The 23829-nt window shown below is 36.7% G+C and carries 22 protein-coding genes; 19 read left to right on the top strand and 3 right to left on the bottom strand.

The genetic code is table 11. The features are described from left to right. The 5 genes from EHLA_RS05745 to EHLA_RS05765 are packed head-to-tail and all read left to right on the top strand — an operon-like array spanning position 1 to position 4321. Entirely contained in the window at positions 1-792 is a 792-nt protein-coding gene (locus EHLA_RS05745) for a transporter substrate-binding domain-containing protein (protein ID WP_096239677.1), read from the top strand. A gap of 33 nt (positions 793-825) precedes the next feature. Then, positions 826-1494, top strand: a complete 669-nt coding sequence (locus EHLA_RS05750; RefSeq protein ID WP_005346457.1) for an amino acid ABC transporter permease — start codon at positions 826-828, stop codon at positions 1492-1494. Beyond that, positions 1494-2237, top strand: a complete 744-nt coding sequence (locus tag EHLA_RS05755; protein ID WP_096239679.1) for an amino acid ABC transporter ATP-binding protein — start codon at positions 1494-1496, stop codon at positions 2235-2237. Before EHLA_RS05750 ends, EHLA_RS05755 begins: the two co-directional genes overlap by 1 nt. 57 nt (positions 2238-2294) lie before the next feature. Then, positions 2295-3068 carry a glutamate 5-kinase gene (gene proB / locus EHLA_RS05760; protein ID WP_096239681.1) on the top strand — a complete coding sequence of 258 codons (774 nt, stop codon included), beginning with the start codon at positions 2295-2297 and terminating at the stop codon, positions 3066-3068. Then, complete coding sequence (locus tag EHLA_RS05765; protein ID WP_096239683.1) at positions 3065-4321, top strand: glutamate-5-semialdehyde dehydrogenase; 1257 nt, start codon at positions 3065-3067, stop codon at positions 4319-4321. The genes proB and EHLA_RS05765 overlap by 4 nt, the downstream gene beginning before the upstream one ends. A 248-nt stretch (positions 4322-4569) precedes the next feature. On the opposite strand, the gene EHLA_RS05770 is transcribed toward EHLA_RS05765, so the two are convergent. Both EHLA_RS05770 and EHLA_RS05775 read right to left on the bottom strand, forming a co-directional pair. Further along, complete coding sequence (locus EHLA_RS05770) at positions 4570-5394, bottom strand: hypothetical protein (RefSeq protein WP_096239686.1); 825 nt, start codon at positions 5392-5394, stop codon at positions 4570-4572. Between the two features lie 102 nt (positions 5395-5496). Next, positions 5497-6744: a hypothetical protein gene (locus tag EHLA_RS05775; protein ID WP_096239688.1), complete on the bottom strand. Its 1248-nt coding sequence runs from the start codon at positions 6742-6744 to the stop codon at positions 5497-5499. A gap of 309 nt (positions 6745-7053) precedes the next feature. On the opposite strand from EHLA_RS05775, the gene EHLA_RS05780 reads away from it, so the two are divergent. The 3 genes from EHLA_RS05780 to EHLA_RS05790 all read left to right on the top strand — a co-directional run bounded on the left by EHLA_RS05780 (position 7054) and on the right by EHLA_RS05790 (position 10093). After that, positions 7054-7815, top strand: coding sequence for a GTP pyrophosphokinase (locus tag EHLA_RS05780; protein WP_021906905.1), 762 nt, complete (start codon positions 7054-7056; stop codon positions 7813-7815). A gap of 113 nt (positions 7816-7928) precedes the next feature. After that, positions 7929-8888: a calcium/sodium antiporter gene (locus EHLA_RS05785; RefSeq protein ID WP_096239690.1), complete on the top strand. Its 960-nt coding sequence runs from the start codon at positions 7929-7931 to the stop codon at positions 8886-8888. Between the two features lie 170 nt (positions 8889-9058). Then, a complete protein-coding gene (locus EHLA_RS05790; RefSeq protein WP_096239692.1) occupies positions 9059-10093 on the top strand; it encodes a DnaJ C-terminal domain-containing protein in 1035 nt (344 codons plus the stop codon). Positions 10094-10674: 581 nt separating this feature from the next. Here EHLA_RS05790 and EHLA_RS05795 read toward each other — a convergent pair. Then, positions 10675-11613 carry an Rpn family recombination-promoting nuclease/putative transposase gene (locus EHLA_RS05795; protein WP_242970678.1) on the bottom strand — a complete coding sequence of 313 codons (939 nt, stop codon included), beginning with the start codon at positions 11611-11613 and terminating at the stop codon, positions 10675-10677. A 234-nt stretch (positions 11614-11847) separates the two neighbouring features. On the opposite strand from EHLA_RS05795, the gene EHLA_RS05800 reads away from it, so the two are divergent. From EHLA_RS05800 to EHLA_RS05850, 11 genes are all read left to right on the top strand, one after another. Continuing rightward, positions 11848-13032 carry an AAA family ATPase gene (locus tag EHLA_RS05800; protein WP_096239696.1) on the top strand — a complete coding sequence of 395 codons (1185 nt, stop codon included), beginning with the start codon at positions 11848-11850 and terminating at the stop codon, positions 13030-13032. A gap of 104 nt (positions 13033-13136) precedes the next feature. Continuing rightward, positions 13137-14747, top strand: coding sequence for an AAA family ATPase (locus EHLA_RS05805; RefSeq protein ID WP_096239698.1), 1611 nt, complete (start codon positions 13137-13139; stop codon positions 14745-14747). Beyond that, positions 14744-15373, top strand: coding sequence for an SGNH/GDSL hydrolase family protein (locus EHLA_RS05810; protein WP_096239700.1), 630 nt, complete (start codon positions 14744-14746; stop codon positions 15371-15373). The genes EHLA_RS05805 and EHLA_RS05810 overlap by 4 nt, the downstream gene beginning before the upstream one ends. 83 nt (positions 15374-15456) lie before the next feature. After that, on the top strand, positions 15457-16332 hold the full coding sequence (locus EHLA_RS05815) for an adaptor protein MecA (protein ID WP_157908555.1): 876 nt from the start codon (positions 15457-15459) through the stop codon (positions 16330-16332). Positions 16333-16640: 308 nt separating this feature from the next. Continuing rightward, complete coding sequence (locus EHLA_RS05820; RefSeq protein ID WP_096239704.1) at positions 16641-17504, top strand: chorismate mutase; 864 nt, start codon at positions 16641-16643, stop codon at positions 17502-17504. A gap of 1 nt (position 17505) precedes the next feature. Then, positions 17506-18192 (top strand): hypothetical protein, encoded by a 687-nt coding sequence (locus tag EHLA_RS05825; protein WP_096239706.1) that lies wholly within the window; start codon positions 17506-17508, stop codon positions 18190-18192. 31 nt (positions 18193-18223) lie between these two features. Further along, positions 18224-19507, top strand: coding sequence for an O-acetylhomoserine aminocarboxypropyltransferase/cysteine synthase family protein (locus tag EHLA_RS05830; RefSeq protein ID WP_096239708.1), 1284 nt, complete (start codon positions 18224-18226; stop codon positions 19505-19507). Between the two features lie 216 nt (positions 19508-19723). Further along, a complete protein-coding gene (locus tag EHLA_RS05835) occupies positions 19724-20758 on the top strand; it encodes a glucosaminidase domain-containing protein (RefSeq protein ID WP_162290853.1) in 1035 nt (344 codons plus the stop codon). Between the two features lie 138 nt (positions 20759-20896). Continuing rightward, positions 20897-21298, top strand: coding sequence for a hypothetical protein (locus EHLA_RS05840; protein ID WP_096239713.1), 402 nt, complete (start codon positions 20897-20899; stop codon positions 21296-21298). A gap of 180 nt (positions 21299-21478) precedes the next feature. Then, a complete protein-coding gene (locus EHLA_RS05845; protein WP_021906264.1) occupies positions 21479-22156 on the top strand; it encodes a response regulator transcription factor in 678 nt (225 codons plus the stop codon). 59 nt (positions 22157-22215) lie between these two features. Beyond that, positions 22216-23781, top strand: coding sequence for a HAMP domain-containing sensor histidine kinase (locus EHLA_RS05850; protein ID WP_242970679.1), 1566 nt, complete (start codon positions 22216-22218; stop codon positions 23779-23781). Positions 23782-23829 lie beyond the last annotated feature (48 nt).

The raw sequence follows: 23829 nt of genomic DNA on the forward strand, positions 1-23829 counted from the left end.
ATGAAAAAATTCTTATCTGTAGCTTTAGCAGCAGTTATGATGTTATCATTAGCAGCATGTGGAAGCAGCTCAAACAAGGCAGAATCCAGTTCAGAAGGAGGCAGTGCTTCTGATAAGACTTATATTATCGCGACAGATACAACTTTTGCACCATTTGAATTCACAAATGATAAAAATGAATTCGTAGGTATTGATGTAGATATCTTAGCTGCGATCGCAAAAGATCAGGGATTTAAGTATGAATTACAGTCTCTTGGTTTTGATGCCGCTGTAGCTGCTCTTGAGTCCGGACAGGCAGATGGAACAATTGCCGGTATGTCTATTACAGAAGAAAGACAGAAAAAATATGACTTCTCTGAAGCTTATTATGATTCCTATGTATGTATGGCTGTAAAGAAAGGCAGCAGCATCAAAGGATATGAAGATTTAAAAGGTAAGAAAGTTGCAGCAAAGACAGGTACACAGGGAGCTGACTGTGCTGAGTCTTTAAAAGATAAATATGGATTTGATATCACATATTTCGATGATTCCGCAACAATGTACCAGGATGTTAAGACAGGCAACACTGTTGCATGTTTCGAAGATCAGCCTGTAATGGCTTATGGTGTTTCTCAGGGTAATGGTCTTGAGATCGTAACAGAAGAGAAAGATAACTTCTCCACACCTTATGGTTTTGCCGTATTAAAAGGACAGAACGCAGATTTACTCAAGATGTTTAACGAAGGTTTAAAGAATATTAAAGCGAACGGTACTTATGATGAGATCGTTGCAAAATATACCTCAGCGAAATAATTGAGAGACAAAGGTTAGGTAAGAGGTTAATTTATGAATCTATTTGGAGTTTTAAGTGAAGTCTATCCAACATTGTTGACTGGACTTACTATGACAGTTAAGATTACGATTTTATCTCTGATCATCGCTTTGGTTATCGGTATTTTCGTATGTCTTATGAATATTTCCAGTAATATTGTATTACGTGGAATCGCAAAGTTTTATATTTGGCTGATTCGTGGTACTCCGATGCTGGTGCAGGCATTTTATTTCTATTTTGCTCTGCCACAGTTAGTTCAGGCGGTTACAGGCTCACAGTTCCGCATTACCGTATTTACAGCCAGTTTAGTTACACTTGCCCTGAATGCAGGCGCTTATATTTCTGAGATTTTCCGAGGTTCTATTGAGTCCGTTAATAAAGGACAGATGGAAGCGGCAAGAAGTCTTGGTTTAAGTTATGCAAAGTCAATGCAGAAGATTATTCTTCCGCAGGCAGTGCGTATCTGTCTCCCATCTCTTGTAAACCAGTTTATCATTACGTTAAAGGATTCTACGATTCTTTACGCAATCGGTTTATCAGAGGTTATGTATAATGCAAAGATTTATGTAGGAAGAACGATGGAATCATTTGCAACATATACATGGGTAGCAGTCTTCTTCCTTTTGATAGTGACAGTTCTGTCATTTATCTCAAGATATGTTGAAAGGAGGATGAATGCGTAATGACAACAGAGAAAGATGTAAAGATTCATGTAAAAGGTCTGAAGAAGAGTTTTGGACATGTACATGTTTTAAAGGGAATTGATGCAGAGATTAAAGCCGGTGAGGTAATCTGTGTCATTGGACCTTCTGGTTCCGGTAAGTCAACATTTCTTCGCTGCCTGAATCGTTTAGAGGAAGCAACAGCCGGAGAGATTCTTGTAGATGGACAGAGTATTACGGAAAAGAGTTCAGATATTGACAAGATTCGTCAGCATATCGGAATGGTATTCCAGCAGTTTAACCTGTTCCCTCATTATACAGTAAAAGAGAATATTATGCTTGCTCCTGTAGAACTTAAGTTAAAGTCTAAAGAAGAAGCAGAAAAGAAGGCTCTTGAGCTGTTAAAGCGTGTTGGTCTGGCAGAGAAAGCAGATGCAAAGCCAAAACAGCTTTCCGGTGGACAGCAGCAGCGTGTGGCAATTGCACGTGCTCTTGCGATGGAACCGGACATCATGCTGTTTGATGAACCGACTTCAGCATTAGATCCAGAGATGGTTTGTGAAGTTCTTGATGTTATGAAAGAACTGGCTGCAGAGGGAATGACCATGGTCGTGGTAACTCATGAGATGGGATTTGCTCACGATGTAGCAGACAGAGTATTTTTCATTGATCAGGGTGTTATTATGGAACAGGGAACCCCGGAAGAGGTTATGGATCATCCAAAGAATGAGAGAACGCAGAGTTTCTTAAGTAAAGTATTATAAAACATTTTAAATAAAAAGGCATCTGTTTCTGACAGGTGCCTTTTTTAGGAGGTTGTTATGCGAATCGTTGTAAAAGTGGGAACATCAACATTAACCCATACTAGTGGAAGAATTAATATCAGAAGAACAGAAAAGCTTTGTAAGATTTTAAGTGATGTAAAAAATGCAGGACATGAGCTTATTTTAGTTTCTTCTGGTGCTATTGGCATGGGTGTAGGAAAACTGAATATGAAAAGTAAGCCCGAAGATATGCCCACAAAGCAGGCGGCAGCAGCGATAGGACAGTGCGAGTTGATGTATCTTTATGACAAGTTATTTAGAGAATATAATCATATTGTTGCACAGATGTTGATTACAGGGTTAGATTTCTCCAATGAAGAAAGTCATAGTAACTTTCAGAGTACATTAAATCGTCTCTTAGAATTGAATGTTATTCCGATCATTAATGAGAATGACACTATTGCGACACAGGAAATTTCTGTGGGGGATAATGATACGATGGGAGCAATCGTTGCAGAAAACGCTCAGGCAGATTTATTAATTATCCTAAGTGATATAGACGGTCTTTATACAGGAGATCCGCGTAATAATCCAGATGCACAGCTCATTGATACTATATTTTCTATTACTCCGGAAATAAAAGAATTAGCAGGAACAAAGGGAACAACTCTTGGTACAGGTGGAATGATCACTAAAATTCATGCGGCAGAAATAGCAATGGATGCCGGAATTGATATGATTATCGCTAATGGAACAAGACCGGAACTGCTTTATAAAATTCTTGATGGAGATAAAGTTGGAACAAAGTTTATCGGGAGGAAAAAAGGATGACAACAAGAGAGATTCTGAAACAGGCAGTCACAGCAAAAATTGCGATCAACTCAGCAGATACAGAGACCAAAAATAAAGCACTTGCCAATATGGCAGATGAGCTTTTAGCTCATACAGATGCCATTTTAGAGGCAAACAAGCAGGATGTAGAAGCGGCAAAAGGAAAGATTTCCGATGTAATGATCGATCGTCTGATGTTAGATGCCGGACGAATTGAAGGAATGGCAAAGGGAATCAGAGAATTGATCTGCCTGGAAGATCCGGCAGGGAAAGTAATAAGAACGGTAGAACGTCCAAACGGAATCATTATTGAAAAAACGGCTGCTCCTATGGGAGTAATCGCAATCATTTATGAGAGTCGTCCAAACGTAACAAGCGATGCGGCAGCACTTTGTATCAAGAGTGGTAATGTTTGTGTTCTTCGAAGTGGAAAAGAAGCATGGAAGAGTGCAGATGCAGTTGTAAAAGCACTAAAAGAAGGAATGAGAAAGTCCGGACTTCCAGCAGAAGGAATTCAGCTTATCGAAGATACAAGCAGAGAAAGTTCCGTAGAATTAATGAAGGCAGTAGGATATGTCGATCTCTTAATTCCAAGAGGAGGTCCTGGTTTGATCCGCTCCTGTGTGGAGAATGCAAAAGTTCCATGTATCCAGACCGGAACAGGAATCTGTCATGTTTATGTCGATGCCAAAGCAGACTTTGATAAAGCATTGGGCATTATCGAGAATGCAAAAACAAGCCGTCCAAGTGTTTGTAATGCAGAAGAAGTTTTACTCGTTCACAGTGCAGTTGCTGAACAGTTCCTGCCATTATTACAGAAAAAATTAGTGGAAGACCGCAAAGAAAAAGGAGAAATTCCAGTGGAACTTCGTCTTTGTGACAGAGCCGCTAAAATTATTTCAGGAACACCGGCTGGGGCAGATGATTTCGATACAGAATTCCTAGATTACATTCTTGCGGTAAAAGTAGTAGATAGCGTGGAAGAAGCAGTAGAACATATTTCAAAACATTCTACGGGTCACAGTGAGGCAATTATCACAGAATCAAAAGAAGCAGCAGACTATTTTACGATGAGAGTAGACAGTGCCGCAGTATATGTGAACGTTTCTACCCGCTTCACAGATGGAGGAGAATTTGGACTTGGCTGCGAAATGGGAATATCCACGCAGAAACTCCATGCCAGAGGACCAATGGGCTTAGAAGAATTATGTACTTATAAATATATCATCCGGGGAGAAGGACAGATTCGATAGTAATTTATAGGCTAAAAATTCTATAAATCAGTCCCAAAAGATTTGACTTTCGGAATTTCTGATTTTTCAATTATCTCCCTCATATTCATACTGCATTAAGGTCAAAAATAAAACAGCCCTTATAAGTTCTTATTATATAAAAATGCGCCTTAGAGCAAGCTCAAAATACGGTTACGTATTTTGAGTGCAGTGATACGAAGCATTTTTATATAATAAGAACTTATAAGGGCGTCTCTTTATTCCAAACCTTAAGCAGCAAACTCCTGCTGTCTTTGATCAAGTATTGCTTTATATTCATCGCAATTATCTGCTGTGATATTCTCAAGCTCGTCATCCGGAAGAATACGTCTGTCGTAGTTTCTTCGGAAAAAGCCTCTTAAATAAATGAGAAAAGCAGAATTATAAATCTTTCTTGTCAGTCTTAAAATCTCTTCATAATTAATCTCTTTTAAAGCGTGATATAAATCAAAGAAATCATCGGTATCAAGATGTGCAAACTGTAAAGTCTGCTCTAATAAAACGTCATCATTCTCAAAGAGAGATATATAACCCAGCAAATACATTAACTGGCGGAAGGTCATAATAAAGTCATTCGGTTCTAATGTTTCAAGGAACTGCTCAAAACTGACCTTCACTCTCCATAGTCCTTCTTCTAAAAGATGGCGGATAGAAATCTCATTGAATGGACCAGGAATCTGAATCTTATCGATATGTACGGTTTTTAACGTGAGGCGCTCCATAAAACGGGCGAGTGTAACACGACAGGCATGGAATTCGGAATAAGCATTCATATAAACAAATAAATCTTCCGTCTCATCATAGGAACTATTTATGAAATCATAAAAATGAGTAAACTCATGGAAAAGAATAAAGCGGGCATAACTGTCACTATAAAGATGAAAGCGAGGGTTCAGATGCAAAATATACTTACCCTCAAGAAGTTCAAGGATATTAAAAAAACCTTCAACATATTTTTCCGCATCATACTGTACTGCCGAAATCTGAATATCTTCCGGCAAATCATACTTTTCTTTATATTCATTCCATAAATCATTAATCTGTCTTAGATTCATATGTAACCCGCCTTCCTTACCTAATTGTCTATATTATATAACAATGCTTTTTAAATAACAACGCTATAATAAAAAGAAAAAGGATAAATTCTTGCGATTTTATTAATTTGCCTTATAATAAAAGAACATTTGCGTTGTGAGAGCGCCTTCTTCTAAGTCTTTCTGGCTGACCCAGTCTCCAAAGGAAGAAGTGCCACGCTTTGGAAGATAATGTGGATCCATTAACAGGTATTTATCTTTTTTTGCATTGTAATCAACAATTGTTCCGTAGTGTCCCGGCAGATATACAATGGCAGTATCGCCAGCTTTTAATTTCTGCTTTAATTCCTTAAAAGATTCTCCGCATCCGTCATAAGAAAATCCATATTTATAACCGAACTTTTCAGCCGCCGCCTTAAAAAATCCGCTGTCAGTTCCACAATCTTCAATACGATAGCGTTTATCAGAAGCGTATTTTGCCAGTTCATATGGATCAGGGAAGTGACCGCTTAATGAGTAAATAGCATTTACTGTAGCAAAAATTCCACATCCGGAAGTACAAAAATTATTTGTTTCTGTATCTTGTGTTGTTTCATTTCCGTAATGATGCTTGCCCCAAAGGGGATCAAATTGGACAAAAACCTGAAGATTTCCCTTTTCAATTGCCTTTTTATTTCTGGTAAGACGCCATAAAGCATTCTGGTTATTGGTAAATTCTAAAAGATTGCTGTCATTTTCAGACAGAATTCGCTTGGTATTTACATCGCAGATAATATAATAATTCCCTTTTCTGGTAATGCGGAAAGTACCTGCTTCCTTTTCAGTTCCCCAAAGTTCATTAATATAAGGGTTAGTTTCCTGCAAGGTATCCGATTTTAGATATTTATCTTCATTTGCTTTTTTGATAGTGTAGCAATTATTTCCGACATACTTAAAGGTATAAGTGAGTGTATCGGCATATGCATGATAGCTATCTGTAGAAAAAGTAGAAGAATTCTGGTTTTGATAAAAAGAAAGATGGTATGTTCCATTCGCAAAAGGTCTTTTTTCCCGTCCGTCATAAATCAGGCAGTTTGATTGAAACTCTTCCCCTGTGATCCAGCCATAATTACTAGTCCCTTTTTTAGAAGTGTACTGAATCTCGTACCAGGAACCAGAAGAACCTACAACCTTTACTCCACTGTATTTAGGAAGCATCGTTTTTAAATCTTCACTATAGTCAGAAATATATACTGACAATTCATTACGCGCCAAAGCATAAATGAAATCAGAATGGCTCTCATACCCATGCTGAAATGCAAATGATTTCGATGGAATGAGAAAACATCCGCAAATAATCAAAAGTAAAAATAAAATAGAATGTTTTTTCAAAGATAGCCCTCCGTTTGTTTTTCATGTACTCTCGGTATTCTTGATATTCTTATGATTCCGAGAGAGTATGTTACATTTTACAAAAGTCTTAAAAATATTAAATATATGTTACATTGCGCATTATTATACCATGAAATATCAAAAATGAAAACAAACATATTGCATAAAATGTATAGGATATTATGGCATAATTCCGATGAAAGAGATTGAGATAAATGATAATTCATGGTAAAATTATACAAAGTATTTCACAAATGAACTCTTTCTATGATTTTGTTATAGAAATACAGAACGAAAGGAATGAAGACAATGGAACAAAGAAAAAGAATTTTTGGAGCATTAGATGATTTAATGCGCTCTCCAATAGGTGAGAGACTTCGGGAAAGAATGTTCCGGGAATTATCTACAAAAGAGATACATGATATGCTGCAGAAAGAGCAGAAACCCTATAAAGAATTAATGGCATATTACCAATGTGCGCTGATGGAAGTAGAGACAAAGTTTCGTGTATTAAACGAGCAGTTTTCTCTTGTTCACGATAGAAATCCTATTGAATCAATTAAAACGAGAGTAAAGAGTCTTGAAAGTATAACAGAGAAGTTAAATCGGAGAAATCTTCCTTTTTCAACACAAAGTATCGAAGAGAATCTGACAGATATTGCAGGAATCCGTATTATCTGTTCTTTTAGGGAAGATATTTATTTTCTTGCGGACTGCCTTTTAGAGCAGGATGATGTTACTCTAGTTCAGCGTAAGGATTATATCGAAAATCCAAAGGAGAATGGATATCGAAGCCTGCATCTTATTGTAGAAGTGCCAATCTTTCTAGAACATAAGAAGAAGATGATGAAGGTAGAAGTACAGCTTCGAACAATTGCTATGGATTTCTGGGCAAGCCTTGAACATAAGTTAAAGTATAAGAAGGATATTGTATCGGATCAGTTAACGGCTGATCTGAAACTGTGCGCAGATGAGAGTGCAGCACTTGATTTAAAGATGGACCGGATTCGTAAGGAAATAGAAGTGTTAAAGACACCTCTTGCAAAAGCGGAAGATGGTAAGAGTCAGTGAAGAAGTTGTAATGATATATTCTCTGGAAATAAATTGATTGTAAATCAGCTATAAATAGGTATAAATAAAGAAAAAAGACATAGTTAAATGATATAAGCAGGAGGTCTGTGTATATGATTTATATGTCTTTTTTTATTGGATTGATTCTTATATGTAAAGGAGGAGACTGGTTTGTTGATGCCGCATCAAAAATATCTGAAACTCTGGGAATTCCGAAATATGTAGTGGGAGCAACGATAGTAAGTTTTGCAACAACAATGCCGGAAATCATCGTATCGGCTGCCGCAGCATTAAAAGGACATTCCGCTATGGCGATTGGAAATGCAGTAGGTTCTGTTTCGGCAAATACTGGAATTATTCTTGCAATCAGTCTGTTTTTTCTTCCGGCAGCAATCAAAAGACAGGATTATATTATAAAAACAATCTTATATGTAGGAACCCTCGTATTACTTCTGATAAGTTTCAAAGACAGAGTATTTGATTGGTCAGACTGCATATTACTATTACTTGCCGGAATTTTATTTTTAATAATGAATATAAAAAATGCATTTCAAGAAAGAAATAAGGGCTTTCAAAGAAAAAATCAGAAAAACGATAGTAAAACACAGAAAAAAGAATGCTGGAAAATGTTTGTCTGGTTTTTCATAGGTGCGGTCGCTATTGTAGCTGGTTCAGAAATTTTAGTAAAATCCGCATGCGAAATTGCAGAAAAATTACATATCAGTGAAGAAATCATATCTGTTACAATCGTTGCAATGGGAACTTCCCTCCCGGAATTTGTAACGACAGTAACCGCAATCATCAAAAAAGAATCTTCTTTATCTGTAGGGAATATTGTGGGAGCAAACATGATCGATTCGGCATTTATCCTTCCTGTATGTACATTACTCGGAGGGAAAAGTCTTCCTGTTTCTACGCAGATGGCATTGATTGATATGCCAGTATGTATTTTAGTATCAGTTGTGGCATTATTTCCCATGTTATATCGGAATAAAATAGCAAGAATAGACGGAGTCTTTACATTATTAATCTACAGCAGCTATTTGATATATATATGTCGGGGTAATTTGTGATATCAAGTTAAAGTCAAAGGGTCAAAAGGGTCAAACGTCGTTCGTGCATGAACGATAAGGAGTTTGACTTTGTAATCTGCGAAACATGAGAAAATATAGTTGACAAGAAGAAACTATGGTGTTATATTTCAAATAGAACAAATAGAATTCACAACGAGAGGGTGAAGATTATGTCAATAAAAAAGGATTATTATGAAGTTCTTGGAATAAATAAAAACGCAGATGATAAAGCAATTAAAAAAGCATACCGTAAACTGGCGAAAAAGTATCATCCGGATATTAATCCGGGAGATGCCAATGCAGAAGCAAAGTTTAAAGAAGTTACAGAAGCTTATGAGATCTTAAGCAATCCAGAAAAAAGAAAACTTTATGATCAGTTCGGTCATGCCGCTTTTGATGGAACAGGAGGAGCGCAGTCAGGTGCGTATGGCAATGCCGGCGGCTTTGAAGGCTTTGAAGGCTTTAACGGCTTTAATGGATTTAATGGAGCCGGCGGATTCCATGGAGGAACCTATCGTACGAAGAATGGTAACGGATATCAGGAATTCCATTTTGAAGGTGGAGACATGGGAGATATCTTTGAAAACTTCTTTGGTGGAGGTTTCAAAAAGTCTGGATTTCAGAATGATTTCAAACAAACCGGAGGTTTTGGAAATCAGCAGCATTATCAGACAAAAGGCTCCGATATTCATGCTGAAATCAATGTAAGTTTTGATGCAGCCGCCTTTGGTAAAAAAGAAACCATTCATTTAAAAGATGATCAGGGAAAGATACAGGCACTAGAAGTTAATATTCCGGCAGGAATCGAAACAGGACAGAACATCCGATTAAAAGGAAAAGGTTCTCCGGGATATCAGGGTGGTAGTGCAGGCGATTTGTTCCTGAAAGTTACTGTAAAAGAAAAACCTGGATTTAAACGAGAAGGTCAAAACTTATATAATACCGTCTCTATTCCATTTATTACTGCCGTACTCGGTGGTGATGTAACTGTACAGACAATTTATGGAAATGTTCGCTGCAATATTAAGCCGGGAACGCAGTCAGGAAGTAAACTCAGATTGCGTGGTAAAGGTATTGTATCCATGAAGAATTCTTCTGTATATGGTGATCAGTACACAACAGTGGAGGTTCAGGTACCGAAGAACCTGACACCAAGTGCAAAACAGAAACTCAGAGAATTTGAAGATGCCTGTAAAGCAGCTTAAGGCCTGGTTTGTAGGTTTGATGGAGACGAAAAAAGAAAAAATACCATATCCCATCTGCTCTGTAGTCGTTGCGTTTAAGATGCTCGTCCGCATCTTAAACGCGCTTTGAAGACGCATCTGGGATATGGTATTTTTTCTTTTTTCTGGCTACTCTAAATCCGCGCAAAAACCCCACAGCGTAAAGTTATAAAATGCAATATTTATAAAGATTCTCTTTTCTTTACCATAGTTTCCTTACAATTCAACAGGAAGTTCTATTACAACGGCTGTCTAACTTTATCTTATAGATTAGTTGATAAAAAGATATGAAAAAAATAAAATTTTAAGTATATACAACAATTTGAATGTCAACCCTTTAGAATTTAATTCCATGGAGAGACATAACTTTCTGGAGAAGTCCCATTCTCGCCAACTGTGGATATAGGATAGTCAGAAAAAAGAAAAAACAATATACCCCAGATGCGGCTTGGGAGCGTATTTAAGATGCGGATGAGCATCTTAAATACAGCGACTACAGAGCAGATGGGGTATATTGTTTTTCCTTTTTTCGTCTATACGAAATCTACAGGAATGGATTGTGTCTACTGCTGTGAGCTTTCCTGCAGCCAGCTTTGAACATCTTCTACTGCAATTTTTACTGCTTGTGCAATTTGTTCAATGGGCATTCCCATATCAGAAAGGCGAAGAACCGTTTCTTTTTTCTCTTCAAGTTTGCTGTTGTTAACTAAGTTCTCTAAAGCTTTACACATATCTATCTCACTCTCCCTTTCTTCCATAATTAATGACTGGTTTATGATTCGCTGAGAATTGACGATAGAGCCAATTGTTAAGCCTAATTCAGCAGGTATGGATTTATTTTTGTATCGTTTATTAAAGTTAGTATAGTCTTCTTCGTAAATGAGGCGCACCATATCAAATACGGTTTGAACATCATTATTTTGAAATTGAAAATGTTCACTGCTTCGTATTTGTAACAGGTTCATTTTATAATCAGATACCATAGGTTTTAAATCTTCGGTGACTTGAATCATATCTACCAAATTAGTTGGACCGTCCCATTCTTCTTCTCCATAGTATATGCATAGACCAATTACAGGATGTAGTCGGTCTGTTTTTGTCAGTCCGGATAAAAATTCATCGGAGGAGCTATAGTTCTTTTCTCTTTTATTTCTGGCAGATAATTCATTATATTCCTTGAGATAGATTAATGCATCGGCGATCATGTGCCGGAGTGGCATGGCATAATGAATTTTTTCCTGATTCTCTAAACCCCAGATGATAAAGTCCGTTCCATTCGCAGTTTTTCTGACAACATCTAAGATTCGCTGCACGGTTTCTGCGTGGTTGTTAAACTTTATTACAGAAGAAATATCAGTATCTGCTTCTTTTAAATCTTCTGGTTTTAATACTTGCTTTCCCTTAAATAAAATGGTATTAAATAAATCTGCAAATCGCTGATTATCTCTCCAGAAATTCTTTAGTACAGTGTCCGGTTTCACTTTATTACGAATCGCCGTCACTGTCACCTTCCTTTCTTTATTAGTATACTATAGGTGTTGCTATTTTGATATATAAACATATATTACCATATAAAAGATAGAAAGTAAATATATTCCATAAAAATTATTGATATTTTTTGTCAAGTCATTTTTCAGAAACTAGTTTTTAATATAGGGTATTTCTCTTATTGCGATACCTCATTAAAGCAAGTATAATATTAGATATAACATATTTTTAAGAAAAGAGGTGCAGTTATGGGAATTTACTTGAATCCAGGGACAATAGAATTTCAGGAAAGTATAAATTCAGAAATATATGTAGATAAGACAATGCTTATTGAGAGAACAAATGCAGCTCTTAGAACAAAACAAAAGTATATGTGTATCAGCCGGCCGAGAAGATTTGGAAAGTCGATGGCGGCAGATATGCTTGCGGCGTATTACGGAAAGGATTATGATTCGGCGGCACTGTTCGATGGATTAGAAATTAGTCATTGTGAGACATTTTCCACACATTTAAATAAATATAATGTTTTTAAGATAAATGTGCAGGAATTTTTAAGTATGACACAGAATGTAGATGAGATGCTTAAAGTACTTCAGAAAAGACTGATTAAAGAATTAAAATATAACTATCCAGAATATGTAGATTGTGATAATCTGGTGTTTGCCATGCAGGATATTTTCTCTTATACAGGACAATCCTTTATTGTTTTGATTGATGAATGGGATTGCTTGTTTCGTGAATATAAACAGGATGAAGAGGCACAGAGAAAATATCTGGATTTTTTAAGGGTATGGCTAAAGGATAAAGCATACATCGCTCTTGCCTATATGACAGGAATTCTTCCGGTTAAAAAGTACGGAACGCATTCTGCATTAAATATGTTTATGGAATATTCGATGACAGATTCTGGAAATATGGCAGAATATTTTGGTTTCACAGAAAAGGAAGTAGAGAATCTTTGCATAGAATATGGAATGAGTATAGAGGAAACAAAAGCATGGTATAATGGGTACGGTCTTTATGACCATAACAAACAGGAGGATATTTTATATTCTATTTACAATCCAAAGTCAGTTGTAGAAGCAATGTTACGTCACAGATTTGGAAACTACTGGAATCAGACAGAGACATATGAAGCACTTAAGGTATATATTCAGATGAATATGGATGGCTTAAAAGATGCTATCATTGAAATGCTTGCGGGTAATAGCGTAAGAATTAATATAGGTACCTTTCATAATGATATGACGACATTTGCAACGAGAGATGATATTTTGACGCTGCTTGTGCATTTGGGATATCTTACTTATGATGTAGAAAAAGAATCCGTTAGAATTCCGAATAAAGAGGTGGCGCAGGAATATATTAATGCAATCAGTACGATGGATTGGAAAGAGGTAATTTTTTCTATAAATAATTCAAGGGTAATTTAATTCTGGCAGGAATTAATTATGATAAAAAACAAAAAAGCATACTTGCCTGATAGAGAAGGTAGAATATAATTTGAAATAAAATAGACAGGAAAGGGGATGTTAAAATGGGACTGTTTTTAAATAGCATAGGAATTTATGATAGATACAAGACAGTAACCAAGGGACAATACTTTGTTGATAAAACAGCATTATTGGAAGAAATCATTCCTTTATTGGGGCAGGAACAGCGGTTTATATGTATTACCAGACCGAGAAGGTTTGGAAAGACCATTATGGCAAATATGATTGGTGCTTTTTTTGAAAAAGGAATAGAGAACAGAAAGATTTTTGATTCTTTTGCGATTTCTAAAGCGGAGCAATACGAAGAACATATTGGAAAATATAATGTTATTTACATTGATTTTAGTGAAATACCGGAAGGCTGCAAAGATTATAATTCTTATATAAAAAGAATATCGGATGGAATAAAAAGTGATTTACAGGATACTTTTTCAGAAATAGGTTTACAGAGAAAAGTTTCTATATGGGATTTGTTATCGGATGTGTTTGAGAAGACGGGTGAAAAGTTTATTTTTGTTATGGATGAATGGGATGCCCCGTTTAATATGGAATTTGTAACGGAAAATGACAGGAAAAGCTATCTTTTATTTCTGAAATTATTGCTGAAAGGAAAGAGTTATGTTGAGCTTGCTTATATGACAGGGGTTCTTCCTATTGCAAAGTATTCGAGTGGTTCAGAGCTAAATATGTTTTTAGAATATGATATGGCAACAAAGATAAAGTACAGTGAATATTTTGGATTTTCTGATGAGGAAGTGGACGGACTTTATGACAGATACAGAAAGTATACAAGGAAACCTCGTATTACAAGAGAGGAGCTGCGAGAATGGTATGATGGATATTATACAGCGGCAAGAGAAAGAATATATAATCCGCGCTCTATAGTATGTGCTTTGTCCGATAACCAGCTTTCAAATTACTGGACAAGTTCCGGACCGTATGATGAGATTTTTTATTATGTCAGAAATGATATAAAAAATATTAGAAATGATTTGGCGTTGATGGTGATCGGAGAGAGGATTAATGCGAAAATAGGAGATTTTGCGGCGGTATCAATGGAATTAAAAACAAAAAATCAGATTTATTCTGCAATGGTCATTTATGGATTGCTTACTTATGATAATGGACAGGTTTTTATTCCAAATAAAGAGCTTATGCTAAAGTATGACGAGTTACTTCAAAGTGAGGATTCGCTGGGGTATGTATACAGACTAGCCAGGCGGTCGGAAGAAATGCTTCAGGCAACGCTGGCAGGTGATGTAGATACCATGGCATCTATTTTAGAGTATGCACATAATACGGAGGTACCAATATTATCTTATAATGCAGAAATAGAATTGACAGCTATTGTAAATCTTGTATATCTTGCAGCCAGAGATCGATATAGAGTGGAAAGAGAAGATAAAGCAGGGAAGGGATTTGTAGATTTCATTTTCTATCCTGTTAGAAAAGAAGATGATGGAATTATTTTAGAATTAAAGATAGACCATACTCCAGAAGAGGCAATTTCTCAGATTAAGGATAAAAAATATGCCTTAAAGTTTCAGGGAAAGTTAGAAGAACAGCCTAAATATACAGGACGAATTCTTGCGGTAGGGATAGGTTACGATAAACAGACAAAGGAACATAGTTGTAAAGTAGAGGTGCTAAAATGACAACAATTTTATGCTATGGAGATTCAAACACATACGGTTATAATCCGGTAAATGGTTTGCGTTATCCAAAAGATGTACGTTGGACAGGTGTATTACAGAAGATGCTCGGAGAGGAGTATGAGGTGATAGAAGAGGGCTGCAACGGAAGGACAACAGTTTTTGAGGATGCAAAGGAGCCATGGAAGGCGGGTCTTGGATATTTAAGGCCTTGTCTTAATACGCATAAACCGATTGATTTTGTGATCATGATGCTTGGAAGTAATGATTTAAAAAGGATGTTTCATGCATCTGCACAGGAAATTGCGGATGGGGCAGAAGAACTGGTCAAGGTCATAAAGGAATTTACAAAAGAAAAGCAGGGATATATTCCAAAGGTAGTTCTGGTGTCTCCGCCGGAGATTGGAAAAGATATTGCGGCATCAGAGTTTGCACGTTCATTTGATGAAGATGCGATTATTCGTTCAAGGGAACTCTCTGTTTTATATGAGAGAATTGCTAAAAAGTATGGTTGTATTTTCTTTGATGCGGCAAAGGTAGTGGAGTCATCAAGAGTAGATTCTTTACATCTGATGCCAGAGGCACATAAGAAGTTAGCAGAAGCGTTTTATGATAGGATTTCTTTTTAGATTGGCACTCGACTATTGACATGGCTAATAATATCTGTATAATAAAGTTAGGCAAAGCAAATGGCCTTGAAAGAAGGGATATTATGTTTTTTTGGAAAATAGATGATGAGACGATAAGGTGCCTTATTAATAAAGAAGAGATTGGGCAGATGGGTTTTGATTTAAATGAATTGAGTTCGGATAATGATTTGATGGAAGAATTTCTTAATGCGATTATCGCGAATTCTAAGAATTATATTAACTGGAATACGGATAATGGTGTGCAGAATTATATTGCAAGAGCATTACCTTCGGAACAGTTTCTCATTACGATTAGTTGTACTTTTCAGGATGTAGCGATTGACAGGGATTTAGATCAGATAAAGAAGATGACGACGGCATTAAGAGAGAGGATTTCTGATGACCGGATTGATAGTATTTACTCTATGAGCGGAGAAGAAAAGGAACGGGAGTTTGAGGCTTTAGCAAAAGATCTCCATGATGTATGTATGGGAAATACAACAGAAAAAGAAGAAAAAGAAAAAAACGAAACAAATGAAACAAAGGAAGCAGAGACGACAGGGGCAGGGAATGTATCTTTGGAAACGCCTAAAGACTTTGCTAAAGATATGGCATCTTCTAAAGCAGCGGAACAGGGAGGCCCAGAACAGGCGGTAAGACCACATATTCCGGCCCAGAAGCTGATTTTTAAAGAGTTCCGTAATCTGATTGATTTTTGTTCTCTTTTGAATAAAGATTACTTTATTCCGTCAAGTCTCTATAAAGATTCAGAGGAATATATTTTGTTAGTAGAATTTCCGATAGAGATGGATAATTCAAAGATAATCACTTTTATGATTACAGCAGAAGAATATGGAGCAGAATGTTCAAACCAAAGGCTTGAGGGATATTATTTGTCAGAACATGCAACGTTACTTATTAAAGATAAGGCAGTAGAAACGCTTTATCGTATGAATTGATTTTGTAAATGAACAGAGTATCATAGTAAAATGTGTTATGATTTTTTGCTATATCAGACAGCAAGAATGTCGGGACATTCTTGAATTTATGAGAAAGCGGGAATTATACATAACCAAATAAGAAGAATTATGATATACTAACAGGGAGTCGGTTGCAAAACAGATTCCTTGTTTTTGTTTATCTCAGTCGAGAAGACTCCCGCCTCTTTCAGGTGGTGATTGATTAATAACTGTATTGCGTTTGAGTTTTACAGGAGAAGTGACAGAGGATGATTAAGCAGTTGTAAAAGAAAGGAACGAAAACAGATATGGATTTATCAGATGTAAGAAAGAATATTGACCGCGTAGATGGAGAGATTCGCAGACTTTTCGTAGAACGTATGACTCTGGCAGATCAGGTTGCCTGTATTAAAGCGAAAACAGAAGATAAAATTTATAAACCGGACAGGGAAGAAATCATTATTAAGAAACAGACAGAAGGAATGAAGCCGGAGTTAGTAAGAGAATATACAGCATTGATCAAGAGAATTATGGAAGTAAGCCGTAAGTATCAATATGGAAGAACATTAGAGCTTCGTCAGTGTTTTCCATTTGAATATACGAAGGTGCCTGCGGTAATCTTAAAACCGGCAATGGTAAGAGAAGAATTATATACCTGTGAAGACTATTCAAAAGATAAGGTGATTACGGTAGCCTCTTATGAAGAAGTGGCGGATTATATTAAAGAAGGCAAGGCAGATGCGGGAATCGGTATTATTGAGGAAGTTGGAATCGGAGTATCAGATGAACTTCATAATCTGCTTGCAGAGAAGGAGCTGTATATCACGCATTGTAAAGTGCAGGAAGACGGGGGCGTGCGCCGTAAGGTCGTTACTTTTGTAGATACGCTTGTTGTACTGCCATCGCATAATCGTGTAAAGATTATGTTTGAATGTCCGAATCACAGCGGAAGTATCAGCAGTATTTTATCTATGATTTCTGATTATGGAGTCAATCTGACGGAGATTCATTCCCGTCCGTTTTGGAAGGATAATAGCTGGAACTATAAGTTTTTTGCTGAGCTGAATGCCAATATTGATACAAAAGAAATACGTGCATTACTATACCAGCTTTCCCAGGAAACAGAATATTTAAAGATTCTTGGAAGCTATGCCTGTGAAGGAGATTTTTAAAATGGATTTTTTAGAAGAAAAAGTATTTGACCGGGAGCAGTATGATACCTATATCCGCCGCATTCATTATGATGACCGGGATGCGGTCATGTATGAGAAAATGTTGCATTTCCTTTTCCCTTATATTGTGGAAGAACGAGGGATAGAAGATTGCGTGGGACTGATGGAAGAATATATTCACTGGAATGAACAATTAATAGAGAAGTGTCTGTATCATTTGCCGCATGATGTGCCTTATATTAATATTTGCCGGGCGTATCAGTCTGTTGTGTTGCTGCTGGCAGGTAAGTTAGAAGAAGGAATAGAGCAGCTTAGAAAGATTGGAACAGAGAATTTTCAATATGATGGAAAAGCACCAAAAGTGATCATGACACAGGATGGGACGATTTATAAACCGGTATCAAAGCTGTTTCTTTTATATAATTATGCAAAGGTGTTGAAAAAAAAGGGAGATTTTGAAGGCCTTGAAGCTTTCAAGAAAGAATTTCCTCATGCATTTACTGTTTATGGTGATGAAGGACATACAGAACATGACCTGTTTTACAGGCAGCAGGTAGAACAATACGAAGATGTATTGTTTTATCCGATCTATCAGAGAGTTTATAAAGCTGGACGGGGACCGCAGGATTTCTTTGTTTATTATGATGTGGAAAAGTCGGTGCCTGTTTCACATATAATTTCAATTTAATAGCATTTAATATTTTATGGAGGGAAAACGAATGAAGGAATATTCATTAGGAACAAAGTGCGTACAGGGAGGTTATACACCTGGTAATGGTGAGCCAAGACAGATTCCGATCATACAGAGCACAACATTTAAATATGAGACAAGTGAGGCAATGGGCCGTCTTTTTGATTTAGAAGAAGAGGGATATTTTTATTCTAGATTACAGAATCCTACGAATGATACGGTTGCAAGAAAGATTTGTGAGTTAGAAGGCGGAAGTGCGGCAATGCTTACTTCTTCCGGTCAGGCAGCATCCTTTTATGCGGTGTTTAACATTGCTTCGTGCGGAGACCACATTGTATCCTCATCTTCTATTTATGGTGGAACATATAATCTTTTTGCAGTAACAATGAAAAGAATGGGAATTGATTTTACATTTGTTTCCCCAGATTGTACAGAAGAAGAGCTGAATGCAGCCTTTCAGCCAAACACAAAGGCGGTTTTTGGAGAGACCATTGCGAATCCGGCACTTACGGTATTAGATATTGAGAAGTTTGCCAGCGCAGCACATGCACATGGGGTACCTTTAATCGTAGATAATACTTTTGCAACGCCGGTAAACTGCCGTCCGTTTGAATGGGGCGCAGATATCGTTACACATTCCACAACAAAGTATATGGATGGCCATGCCGCAGGCTTAGGAGGCTGTATTGTAGACAGTGGAAACTTTGACTGGACAAAGTATCCGGAGAAATATCCGGGACTGTGTACACCAGATGACAGCTACCATGGTGTGATTTATACAGAGCGTTTTGGTATCGGTGGAGCGTATATAACAAAAGCAACAGCACAGCTTATGAGAGATTTCGGAGCAATGCAGTCTCCACAGAATGCATTTATTTTAAATCTTGGATTAGAAAGTCTTCATGTCCGTATGAAACGTCATTGTGAAAATGGACTGGCAGTTGCAAAGTTCTTACAGCAGCATGAAAAAGTTACCTATGTAAATTACTGTGGTCTTGAAGGAGATGCTTATCATGAACTGGCAGAAAAGTATCTTCCAAATGGTTCTTGTGGTGTAGTAAGCTTTGGTGTAAAAGGTGGAAGAAAAGCAGCAGAGAATTTTATGAAACATTTAAAAATCGCGGCAATTGAAACACATGTTGCAGATGCGAGAACCTGCTGTCTTCATCCTGCAAGTGCAACACACCGTCAGATGAATGATGAAGAGTTAGAAGCATGTGGCGTAAAACCAGACTTAATTCGTTATTCCTGTGGTTTAGAGAATGCAGAAGATTTAATTGCAGATCTTTCTCAGGCATTAGAGCAGATTTAATATTCAGATTCAGATATAGAAAGCTGTAGAGGTAAGAAAACATTTACATAAAGATGCAATACCCACTACAGCTTTTTTGTAATAGGGACAAATTGGAAAAAGAAAAAGTAAAGAAGTCTTATTTTGCACACATTTTAAATGTATAATGCCTTTTGTAACAAGTTGTTAACAAATAATATATATTTACACAACAATTATTGCGAGAGGAGTTTACAATTGAAACATAAAAAGACACTATTTACATTCTTGCTTCTGTGTGGGTTATTCGTTCTTAGTAAGCCGGTATCCGCAGCGAAAGTACCGGTAATTCGTGCAGGCAAGTCAACAAATTTAAAAGGAACCATCATTAATGTGAAGTACAGAGGAACAGCAGTGACAATGGCAGATAATTCAGCGGCACCATCTATTAAGATTGGTTCTGATATTTTTGTACCATGCAAAACGCTTTTTTCTGATAATGGAATCCATGCAGCTTATGCAGCAGATGGAAATAAAGTCACATTAAGACATGGAAGGCGAAAGGTTATTTTTTATGCGAATAAGAAGTATGCAAAGGTGAACGGAAAGAAGATGAGCTTAAAAGTTAAGCCATATTTTGTTACATATAAGCGGAGTAATGTAAGAGATCTTCTTGTTCCTGCAAAGCAGGCAGCTTCTTTCCTTGGATTAAAATATAGTTATCGCAGTGATGCGCGTCTGGTAACACTGGGGCTTCGTAATGGAATTGAAGAATCTGCGACACAGACAAGAAGTGTGGATAAGAATGAGTTTATTGATACGATCGGACCGCTTGCAAGGGCTAACTACAAACGTACAGGAATTCTTGCTTCTGTAACAATGGCACAGGCTATTTTGGAAAGCGGATGGGGCCAGTCTACATTAGCAGAGAATGGGAATAATCTTTTTGGAATGAAGATTAGTTTATCCGGTAATAACTGGGCTGGTTCTGCATGGGATGGAATCAACTATTATAAGAAGTCTACATATGAATATGGAGGCGGTGGCAGATATTCGATCAAAGCGAAGTTCCGTAAGTATTCCTGTGTGGAAGACTCTATTGAAGATCACTCCGCCTATCTTTTAGGGGCGAAGAGCGGAAGCAGAAAAAGATATGCAGGATTGACGAAGACAAAGAGTTATAAAAAGCAGCTTCAGATAATTAAAAAGGGAGGATACGCTACATCCGGTTCTTATGTGAATGATCTGTGCAGAGTAATCCGTACATATCATCTTACAAAATGGGATAAATAAGTAAATATTTATAAAGACAGTATTTGACCCTATAGAGAAAGTGTATTATAGTAAAAGCAGGTTTCGGCCTGCTTTTTTGAATTTTTGATATTTGGAATCTTATCAAAGCAGGTTACTATTTATAAGGGGAGATCAATTATGGAACGAATGTTAGAAGGAATGGTCATCTTTATAGCCAGAATACATAATTATATTTTGTCATTGAATGATGCCTACGAGAAGAACTTTACAGACAAACAACTGCATTTCCTTGTAATCGGGATTATAGGTATGCTGATTTTAGCAGTAATCTATCCGCTATTTAAGATTTTAAGTGAAAATCATATCCTTGCGATTGCATTTATTTATGTATTCACAGTTATTGTTGTTATAACCTTTGCTATTGAGATTGGACAGAAGATTTCCGGTACCGGAACAATGGATTTTGCAGATATTGTATTTGGACTTGCAGGATTTTTACTAATGTTTGCTATATTTGCAGTCATTCGAGAAATTATTCTTGCTATTGTTAATCTTTTACGAAAGATAGGAAGACATTAGATATATCAGATGTGAGATGACCCCACCTCTGTAGGTGGCGAGCAACAGATCAAGAATCCTGTAAAAGGGATTCTTTTTTTCTGTTCATATTTTTTCTGCATTTTTTTCATACAATTTTCAGAAAATTAGTGTATGATATAGAAGAAAAGAAAATTAAGCAAGAATGAGGGAGGCTTTTTCATGGATAAATTAAAAATAATGATCGTAGATGATGAGAGCAGAATGAGGAAACTGGTAAAGGATTTCCTGAAAAAGAAGGACTTTGAAGTTGTAGAAGCCGCAGATGGCGAAGAAGCCCTGGATATCTTTTTTAAAGATAAAAGCATCAGTTTAATCATCTGTGATGTAATGATGCCTAAAATTAATGGATTTGATGTAGTAAAAGAAATTCGCCAGTATTCACAGGTTCCGATTATCATGCTGACTGCAAAGGGCGAGGAGAGCGATGAGCTTAATGGATTTGACCTTGGAGTAGACGAATATATTTCCAAACCATTCAGCCCAAAGATTCTTGTTGCCAGAGTTGAGGCAATTTTAAGAAGAAGTAATAATCTTTCTACAGGAGAAATACGGAAAGCGGGCGGTATTGAACTTGATATTGCAGCACACGAAGTCAGAATTGATGGAAAGGAGATTACATTAAGTTTTAAAGAATTTGAATTACTGAACTATTTCGTAATGAATCAGGGAGTAGCACTTTCAAGAGAAAAGATTCTTAATAACGTATGGAATTATGATTATTTTGGAGATGCCAGAACGATTGACACCCATGTCAAAAAGCTGCGTAGTAAGCTGGGCGAAAAGGGAGAGTATATCAAGACAATCTGGGGAATGGGCTATAAGTTTGAGGTAGATTAAGTAAGGTGGCATCTTGCAGCAGGAATGCCGGGGCATTCTTGAATGGTTAGGAGTACAGTATGAGAAATTCAATACGATTTAAGATGACATCAATATTAATCCTGATTGTAGGATGGGTCATTGTATTTACATGGCTTTTGAATCATACATTTTCAGAAAAATATTATGTGTCATCTGAAAAAGAATCCATCGTGGAGACTTTTAATAAAGTCAAGAATATCTTAAAGAATGAAGAGGATCAGGATACCATTGATGAGGAAATGGAACAGATTTCTAATAAGACAAATATAAAGATGATGATCGCGCAGTCCAGTAACTATTATTATAGTCAAAATGTAATATTTAGTAATCTGATAGACGGAAGTAAAACGTACGAAGAGATTCTTGGTTACCTTGATCAGATTCGAAGCCAGGTTATTCTTGGTAATAAGGGAAACTATTTCTGGGGGGATAATAAAAAGCATATCCTGCCATGGGAAAAGACAGAGGAGAATAACTTTTCTACACTGATAAATAAAGGATATTTTGTAACGCAGTTAAAAGATCAGGCCAGTGGGCAGAATGGCATTTATCTCTTTGGATTTACAGATAACGATTATTTGATCGCCATGCGCGTATCAATTGAAGGAATACGGGCCAGTGCAGATATCAGCAGCCGATTTATGATATATATCGGAATGATCGGTATCATACTGGGAAGTCTGATTATCTTTATTTTTGCATCCAGTTTTACAAAGCCGATTAAAAATATGGCATCTGTTGCTAATCGAATGGCTAATCTGGATTTTGATGCGAAGGTTGAAGTCACGCAGGATGATGAACTAGGAGAACTGGGTAATTCAATGAATCAGTTATCGGAAAAGCTGGAATCGACAATCGCAGATTTAAAATCGGCAAACCTGGAACTGAAGAAGGATATTGAGAAAAAAGAAAAGATTGATGATATGAGGAAGGAATTCCTCTCCCACGTCAGTCATGAACTAAAAACACCGATTGCCCTGATTCAAGGCTATGCAGAAGGCTTAAAAGAAAATATTACAGATGACGAAGAAAGCAAGGACTTCTATTGTGAAGTAATCGCAGACGAAGCGAAAAAGATGAATGCAATGGTCAAAAAGCTTCTCACGCTCAATCAGATCGAATTTGGCAATAATCAGCTCAGTATGCAGCGCTTTGATGTATGTCAGATGATTCAAAATAAGATCAATTCATCGCAGATACTTTTCAAAAAGAAGAATAATAAGGTTCTCTTTGAAGAACAAGGTCCGGTATACGCCTGGGCTGATGAATTAATGATTGAAGAAGTATTCAGTAACTATCTGTCTAATGCATTGAATCACGTTTATGAAAATGGTACGATTCGAATCTGGTTTGAACGTATGGATAGTAACCTTCGTATTCATGTATATAATGACGGTAAATGCATTCCGGAAGAAGAACTCAATAAGCTCTGGATCAAGTTTTATAAAGTTGATAAAGCTAGAACGAGAGAATACGGAGGAAACGGAATCGGTCTATCTATCGTAGCAGCAACAATGAAAGCACATGGAAAGGACTTTGGAGTAGCAAATAAAGAAAATGGAGTAGACTTCTACTTTGATTTAGATGCTAAAATTAAATCTTAACCTAATCCCATAAATCAGTTAAGTCCGACAGTCTTTTTATAAAAAAGT

The sequence above is a fragment of the Anaerobutyricum hallii genome (assembly GCF_900209925.1).
Lineage (GTDB): Bacteria > Bacillota > Clostridia > Lachnospirales > Lachnospiraceae > Anaerobutyricum > Anaerobutyricum soehngenii.

What these genes read in the sequence shown, in the direction of transcription:
- EHLA_RS05780 (WP_021906905.1), top strand. Translation starts at nt 7,054, where the DNA reads ATGGAACAAAGAAAAAGAATTTTTGGAGCATTAGATGATTTAATGCGC.
- EHLA_RS05850 (WP_242970679.1), top strand. Translation starts at nt 22,216, where the DNA reads ATGAGAAATTCAATACGATTTAAGATGACATCAATATTAATCCTGATT.
- EHLA_RS05765 (WP_096239683.1), top strand. Translation starts at nt 3,065, where the DNA reads ATGACAACAAGAGAGATTCTGAAACAGGCAGTCACAGCAAAAATTGCG.
- EHLA_RS05790 (WP_096239692.1), top strand. Translation starts at nt 9,059, where the DNA reads ATGTCAATAAAAAAGGATTATTATGAAGTTCTTGGAATAAATAAAAAC.
- EHLA_RS05750 (WP_005346457.1), top strand. Translation starts at nt 826, where the DNA reads ATGAATCTATTTGGAGTTTTAAGTGAAGTCTATCCAACATTGTTGACT.
- EHLA_RS05755 (WP_096239679.1), top strand. Translation starts at nt 1,494, where the DNA reads ATGACAACAGAGAAAGATGTAAAGATTCATGTAAAAGGTCTGAAGAAG.
- EHLA_RS05810 (WP_096239700.1), top strand. Translation starts at nt 14,744, where the DNA reads ATGACAACAATTTTATGCTATGGAGATTCAAACACATACGGTTATAAT.
- EHLA_RS05745 (WP_096239677.1), top strand. Translation starts at nt 1, where the DNA reads ATGAAAAAATTCTTATCTGTAGCTTTAGCAGCAGTTATGATGTTATCA.
- EHLA_RS05785 (WP_096239690.1), top strand. Translation starts at nt 7,929, where the DNA reads ATGATTTATATGTCTTTTTTTATTGGATTGATTCTTATATGTAAAGGA.
- EHLA_RS05800 (WP_096239696.1), top strand. Translation starts at nt 11,848, where the DNA reads ATGGGAATTTACTTGAATCCAGGGACAATAGAATTTCAGGAAAGTATA.
- proB (WP_096239681.1), top strand. Translation starts at nt 2,295, where the DNA reads ATGCGAATCGTTGTAAAAGTGGGAACATCAACATTAACCCATACTAGT.
- EHLA_RS05770 (WP_096239686.1), bottom strand. Translation starts at nt 5,394, where the DNA reads ATGAATCTAAGACAGATTAATGATTTATGGAATGAATATAAAGAAAAG.
- EHLA_RS05845 (WP_021906264.1), top strand. Translation starts at nt 21,479, where the DNA reads ATGGATAAATTAAAAATAATGATCGTAGATGATGAGAGCAGAATGAGG.
- EHLA_RS05840 (WP_096239713.1), top strand. Translation starts at nt 20,897, where the DNA reads ATGGAACGAATGTTAGAAGGAATGGTCATCTTTATAGCCAGAATACAT.
- EHLA_RS05825 (WP_096239706.1), top strand. Translation starts at nt 17,506, where the DNA reads ATGGATTTTTTAGAAGAAAAAGTATTTGACCGGGAGCAGTATGATACC.
- EHLA_RS05815 (WP_157908555.1), top strand. Translation starts at nt 15,457, where the DNA reads ATGTTTTTTTGGAAAATAGATGATGAGACGATAAGGTGCCTTATTAAT.
- EHLA_RS05830 (WP_096239708.1), top strand. Translation starts at nt 18,224, where the DNA reads ATGAAGGAATATTCATTAGGAACAAAGTGCGTACAGGGAGGTTATACA.
- EHLA_RS05805 (WP_096239698.1), top strand. Translation starts at nt 13,137, where the DNA reads ATGGGACTGTTTTTAAATAGCATAGGAATTTATGATAGATACAAGACA.
- EHLA_RS05820 (WP_096239704.1), top strand. Translation starts at nt 16,641, where the DNA reads ATGGATTTATCAGATGTAAGAAAGAATATTGACCGCGTAGATGGAGAG.